Genomic DNA, 5,776 nt, shown 5'->3' on the forward strand with positions numbered 1-5,776 from the left:
TACTGGCTGCAATTTCCCTGAAGGCCTTGGCAGTTGCGATTTGTATATTTCATACTTAACTAACAACGGATGGAGTGAGCCGCAAAATCTTGGGCCAAATGTGAATTCAGAATTCTGGGAATCCACACCATCACTATCGCCAGATAAAAAAGATCTTTATTTCAGCAGCAACGTGCCTGGTGGATTTGGTGGCAAGGATATCTGGGTTTGCCATCGGGATGAAAATGGGCGTTGGGGACAACCCCTTAATCTTGGTGCAGAAGTAAATACGGCTGGCGATGAAAGCACGCCCTTCATTCATGCCGATAATCAAACTTTATATTTTAACTCTAATGGGCACCCGGGATACAGTGAAAAACCTGACATTTTTGTAACCCGGAAATTACCAAATGGAAAGTGGAGCAAACCTGAAAACCTGGGTTATCCCGTAAATACTATTGATGATGAAGGCTCATTGGTAATTGCTTCCGATGGTAAAACTGCGTACTACTCGAGTGACAAGAGCGATACAAAAGGTGGCCTGGATATTTATACATTTGAACTCAGGCAAGATATACGCCCGCTCAAAACACTTTGGGTAAAAGGGAGAGTGTATGATAAAAAAACCAATGAAGGATTGCCTTCTTCGGTTGAACTAACCGATATCAATACACGACAATTAGTTAGTAAACTTCAAACCGATGAGGATGGCAATTACCTCGTTACCCTTCCGGTTGGAAAAGATTATGCGTTTAACGTTAACCGTAAGGGATACCTTTTTTACTCGGAAAATTATAACATCAGCAGTACTGCTCCCGACTCGACTTTCCAGGCTGATATTCCGCTACAACCTCTTGAAGCAAATGCACACGTCGTTTTAAAGAATGTTTTTTTCGATACGAAAAGGACCGAGTTAAAACCCGAATCAATAACTGAACTTGATAATATTGTAAAATTGATGAATGAAAATCCAACAATAAAAGTGCTTATTACCGGTTACACTGATAATGTTGGCAAACCGGCTGACAATCTTATCCTTTCAAAAGGACGGGCAGTGGCAGTTGTAAATTATTTATTGAACAAAGGAATAAGGAATGAACGCTTAAGCTTTAAAGGGCTAGGCGAAGCTAATCCCGTCGCTGATAATAAAACTGAAGAAGGACGGGCCCTGAACAGGAGAACAGAATTGAGCGTTGTTTCAGTTGAATAATTTTTTCTATTATTGTTGACATTTCTATTCTATTTGTCATCAGAATTAAAATATCAAATTGCACTTACGCAGGTGCCCAATATCGGGGACATCCACGCAAAAGCTTTAATTAATCAATTCGGAAGTGCTGAAGCAGTATTTGCTGCCAGGAAAAAAGATCTCGACGTTTTAGAAGGAATAGGATCCATACGGGCTAACTCAATAAAAAATTTTAATGATTTCCGTCAGGCAGAGGAAGAAATAAATTTTATAAAAAAATATAAAATTGCTCCGCTGTTCATGACGGATAAAAACTATCCGCAACGATTATTGAATTGTTACGACAGCCCTGCTATGTTGTATTACAAGGGAAATGCTGACTTAAACACTTCAAAAATTATTGCTGTAGTTGGCACAAGAAATAACAACGAGTATGGTAAAAACATATGCGAAAAACTTATTGATGAACTTGCAGGTGAAGACATCCTTATTATCAGCGGGCTGGCATTCGGCATAGATAGTATCGCACACAAAGCTGCGTTAAGAAACGAAATGAAAACAATAGGAGTCCTTGCTCACGGACTTGATAAAATATATCCTTCGCAAAATTCAGGCCTGGCAAAAGAAATGATTGCAAATGGAGGATTACTTACTGAATTTAGAAGTCGTACTAAACCTGACCGGCAAAATTTCCCTTCAAGAAACAGGATTGTGGCCGGAATAAGTGATGCAGTGATTGTAGTTGAAACGGGTATTAAAGGCGGCTCACTGATAACGGCAGAATTGGGAAATGGTTATAACAAAGATGTATTCGCTTTTCCCGGGCGAATAAACGATACCAAAAGTGAAGGTTGCAATTTCCTGATAAAAAACAATAAAGCGGGTTTAATTACTAACGCCAATGATCTCGTGGAAAATATGGGATGGAAAAAGAAAAAAGAGATTTCCGTAAAGAAACAAAGGGAATTATTTATTGAACTTGCTCCGGATGAAAAAATAGTTACCGATATTTTAAAACAAACAGAACAAATACATATTGATGAGCTTTTTTTACAGAGCAAACTCTCCAGCAGTGCGGTTGCAGCAGCATTGCTCATGCTTGAAATGCAGGGAATAGTTACATCGCTCCCCGGCAAAATTTATAAATTAACTTAACGCCTGTTAGAAAATAATCAGCCTGTTTATATCCTGATTTTTGCAGATTGAATAGGGGCAACTATCTTTGCACATGGCTACAATAAATAACGCTCCAACCGTTTCCAAAAAAATTTTAATAGAAGGATTAACATTTGATGATGTATTACTCATGCCTGCTTACAGCGATGTATTACCTCGGGATGTAAACACCTCTACATATCTCACCAAAACACTTTCGCTAAATATACCCATGCTCAGTGCAGCAATGGATACGGTAACCGAGGCCTCCCTCGCAATAGCGCTGGCTCGTGAAGGTGGCCTGGGAATTTTGCATAAAAATATGAGTATCGAAAACCAGGCAGCCCTGGTAAGGAAAGTTAAGCGCAGCGAAAGCGGCTTAATACTGGACCCGATTACGTTAAGCATCGAGGCAACTATTGAAGATGCGCTAAAGCTGATGAAAGAAAATAAAATTGGCGGAATACCCATTGTTGATAAAGGAGGAAAGTTGGTAGGTATATTAACCAACCGGGATTTAAGATTTGAAGATAATTTCAAGCGTAAGGTGAGTGAGCTAATGACTAAGGAAAACCTTGTTACGGCGCCGGAAGGAACTGATCTTAAAAAGGCACAATCTATTTTAAGAAAATATAAAATTGAAAAACTTCCGGTAGTAAACAAAGCTGGTATATTGAAAGGCCTTATTACTTACAGGGATATTCTGCAGGTGCATAATCATCCACATGCAACTAAAGATTCATTCGGAAGATTATTAGTGGGAGCCGGAGTTGGTATTACCAAAGATATTGGCGACAGGGTCTATGCCCTTCAACAAGTAGGCGTAGACGTTATATGCCTCGACAGTGCCCACGGTCACACGAAGGGAGTTATCGACGCCCTTAAAAAAATAAAGAAGGATTTTAAAAACATGGAAGTTATTGCAGGTAATATTGCAACAGGTAATGGCGCAAAAGCATTGGCTGATGCTGGTGCTGATGCTGTAAAGGTTGGTATCGGGCCGGGATCTATTTGCACTACACGAATTGTTGCCGGTGCTGGCGTTCCCCAAATAACGGCACTATTGGAAGTAACCGCCGCTTTAAAAAACAAAGAGACGGGCATAATCGCAGATGGTGGCATAAGGTACACAGGCGATATGGTAAAGGCAATTGCTGCAGGCGCCGATTGCGTAATGATGGGCGGTGTTTTTGCCGGAACGGAAGAAAGCCCGGGCGAAACAATTATCTACGAAGGAAGAAAGTTTAAACAATATCGCGGTATGGGTTCATTAGGAGCTATGGCCCAGGGCAGCAGCGATCGCTATTTTCAAAACGGCGAAGAGCAGGCCAAAAAGTTTGTTCCGGAAGGCATTGAGGGCCGGGTTGCTTATAAAGGTTTTTTAAGTGAAGTGGTCCACCAATTTACGGGTGGCCTCAGGGCAGGTATGGGCTATTGCGGAGCTAAAGATATTGCGTCCCTCCAAAAAGCGTCTTTTATAAAAATTACTAATGCGGGAATGAGGGAGAGCCATGCGCATGACATTGAAATAACAAGAGAAGCGCCTAACTATAGCCGTTAGAGTCCCTCCCCCCTGAGAGAGTAAGGCATAACGTTCAGTATTCCCTGATTGATTGTTTAATATTTATTGATTGATTTTTAATTCTTAGTTCTTGAAATATTTAATTGTCGCACTATTTCTTTTACCGCTAAATATATTGGCGCAAAATGATCAATGTCATTTACGAATAAGCATTTTAACTTGTTCGCCCGGCGAAGAATTGTATTCTACTTTTGGCCACAGCGCTATTCGGGTAACCGATAGCGTTAGCCGGCGGGATATCGTTTATAATTATGGCACTTTCAATTTTGACGAGCCCGGATTTTATACAAAATTTATAAGAGGCAAGTTATCATTCTATTTATCAACAGATGATTTTGATTCTTTCATCAGCGAATATATCGAAGAAAAAAGGGATATTACGGAGCAGGTATTAAACCTAACGTGCGCCGAAAAATATAATATCGTTATGTTGTTGCAGGCTAATATGATGGCGGCAAACCGGACCTATAAATACGATTTTACATTTGATAACTGTACCACGAGGTTACGTGACCTTGTAGAAAAGTGTGCAGATACGTCCATCCATTTTGGAAATGTTTTGTCTTCCAAAAAAACTTTCCGTGATCTTATTTATGAATATCTAAACAAAAATGATAAACAGTGGAGTAAACTTGGGATAGATATTCTATTGGGGAGACGCATGGATGTTATAATGAAACCCCGCGAAGTAATGTTCTTACCGGATTATCTTCTCCAGGCTTTTGATGCTTCCACTATTGATTCAAGACCACTGGTTAGCTCTAAGAAAAATATTGTTGAGTTAAATGCTCCGCCGGTAACAGTTAATTATTTTACGCATCCTCTTTTCATATTCTCCTGCTTTTTTTTATTGATCGTTTTATTAAGCTTTTCCAAAAATTCGTTTATTAAAAGGTTGCTAATTGCATTTGATGGATTCATGTTTTTTATTACAGGCCTGCTTGGAATATTATTGATTTTCATGTGGGTGGGAACGGATCATTTTATGTGTAAGGATAATCTTAATTTACTGTGGGCCTGGCCAACTAATGCTGTTGCCGCATTTTTAATGCATTCTGCCAGGAGGCCTGCAAAAAGATATTTTAAAGTTTATGCAGTTTTTAACCTGGTACTTTTCGCATGCTGGTTTTTTCTGCCACAACATTTAAATCCGGCGCTAATACCGGTTATTGCCATCCTGGTATTTAGAAGTATCCTTTATAGCCCGAGGCAAAAAAATGTTGCATGAAACAGATAATTTTCAAAGGGAAGAAGGTTTTTTATAAAATAGAAGGTAGTGGTAAACCTGTAATGCTACTTCATGGCTTTGCAGAAGACAGCCGCATCTGGAATCACCAATTAAAGAAATTGAAGGAACATTTTCTTGTCATCGTTCCGGATCTTCCGGGCAGTGGTTCCTCAGAATTGCTCGAAGGCGAAATACAGATGGAGGATTATGCTGATGTAATAAAGACGATCGTTAATACAGAATTAAGTGAGAAAAAGCGGCAACAATTTACGTTACTCGGCCACAGTATGGGAGGCTACATCACGCTTGCCTTTGCCGAAAAATATCCTGCCTTATTAAATGCTTTTGGTCTTTTCCATTCGACGGCATATGCAGATGACGACGCAAAGAAACAGATTAGAAAAAAAGGAATTGAATTCATAAAAAACAATGGAGCCGGCTTATTTCTTAAAAATACTACCGCGAATTTGTTTTCAGAAAAAACCAAAAACACGAGGCCCGAATTAGTCGACGATTTAATTAACTTCTCAAAGTATTTTTCTTCGGAAGCGTTGATACAATACTATAAGGCTATGATTGAGAGACCCGACCGAACGAAAGTTTTAAAAACATTTAAGAAACCGATTCTGTTTGTTATCGGAAA

The 5,776-nt window shown here is 39.5% G+C and carries 5 protein-coding genes; all 5 read left to right on the top strand.

Going from position 1 to position 5,776, the window contains the following annotated elements; all coding sequences use genetic code 11:
* On the top strand, nucleotides 1-1,189 hold a 1,189-nt coding region (locus ACO1O5_RS07630), incomplete at its 5' end, for an OmpA family protein (protein WP_486269245.1).
* Between the two features lie 12 nt (nucleotides 1,190-1,201).
* Nucleotides 1,202-2,323: a DNA-processing protein DprA gene (gene dprA, locus ACO1O5_RS07635; protein WP_486269246.1), complete on the top strand. Its 1,122-nt coding sequence runs from the start codon at nucleotides 1,202-1,204 to the stop codon at nucleotides 2,321-2,323.
* A 73-nt stretch (nucleotides 2,324-2,396) separates the two neighbouring features.
* The gene (guaB, locus tag ACO1O5_RS07640; RefSeq protein WP_486269247.1) at nucleotides 2,397-3,884 is read left to right on the top strand and encodes an IMP dehydrogenase; all 1,488 of its coding nucleotides are present in this window, start codon (nucleotides 2,397-2,399) and stop codon (nucleotides 3,882-3,884) included.
* 91 nt (nucleotides 3,885-3,975) lie between these two features.
* A complete protein-coding gene (locus ACO1O5_RS07645; RefSeq protein WP_486269248.1) occupies nucleotides 3,976-5,133 on the top strand; it encodes a lipoprotein N-acyltransferase Lnb domain-containing protein in 1,158 nt (385 codons plus the stop codon).
* On the top strand, nucleotides 5,130-5,776 hold a 647-nt coding region (locus ACO1O5_RS07650), incomplete at its 3' end, for an alpha/beta fold hydrolase (RefSeq protein WP_486269249.1). The genes ACO1O5_RS07645 and ACO1O5_RS07650, both read left to right, overlap by 4 nt.

It is taken from the genome of Ginsengibacter sp., assembly GCF_057362405.1.

What these genes read in the sequence shown, in the direction of transcription:
- guaB (WP_486269247.1), top strand. Translation starts at nt 2,397, where the DNA reads ATGGCTACAATAAATAACGCTCCAACCGTTTCCAAAAAAATTTTAATA.